The sequence below is a fragment of the Brucella grignonensis genome (genome assembly GCF_002252505.1).
Taxonomy (GTDB): Bacteria; Pseudomonadota; Alphaproteobacteria; order Rhizobiales; family Rhizobiaceae; genus Brucella; species Brucella grignonensis.
In genome coordinates this window covers 1-613 of sequence record NZ_NNRL01000129.1, presented here as the reverse complement: position 1 = coordinate 613, position 613 = coordinate 1, and the positions used below count along the sequence as shown (strand labels likewise).

Below are 613 nucleotides of genomic sequence, written 5' to 3'. Positions count from 1 at the left end.
CGGAAAGAGGCCAGCATCTGCATGATGTCCGTCACCGGGGTGACATCCATCCCGACATTGATCGAGACGAATCGAAACCCGCAGGCATGGTGCCTTTCCAGCTGATCGAGGCAATAATCGTGCTTCAACGGCACGCAGGAATGCGCGTCCCAGCGAATTGATCTCATATCGTCTCCTTCGGAATGAAAATCCGCCTTTGCGCGCCGTGTCTTGCCCGGGCTTCGGTGCAGGGGTGTTCGAATAGTATAGCTACATTAAACTTTTTTCCGTTGTCAAACATATCGATATATGTAACAAATCTGACATGGAAAACCTCTCGCCCAGCCAACCCAAGGTCAGCAAACCCCGGATCGGCGCCATCCTGCGCGTCCGCCGCGAGGAGCAGCGGATGACGCTGAGCCAGTTGGCGGAACTCACCAACCTGTCGCGCGGATTCCTGTCTCAGGTAGAGAACGACAAGGCATCGCCTTCATTGTCGTCGCTTGTCCAAATCGGTCGGGCGCTGCAGGCCGATGTGCGCGATCTTCTGTTCGTGCCGCCGTCGGATTCGATCGCGAGCTATTCGGCGCATCGCGTGCAGTACACCGTGCCGGAAAACGACGTGACCTATGAG

General features: G+C 56.4%; 1 protein-coding gene. It reads left to right on the top strand.

Features of this window, described 5'->3' with window-relative positions; all coding sequences use genetic code 11:
- Positions 1-304 precede the first annotated feature (304 nt).
- The coding region (locus tag CEV33_RS01550) for a helix-turn-helix domain-containing protein (protein ID WP_141211543.1) at positions 305-613 on the top strand (309 nt) is incomplete at its 3' end.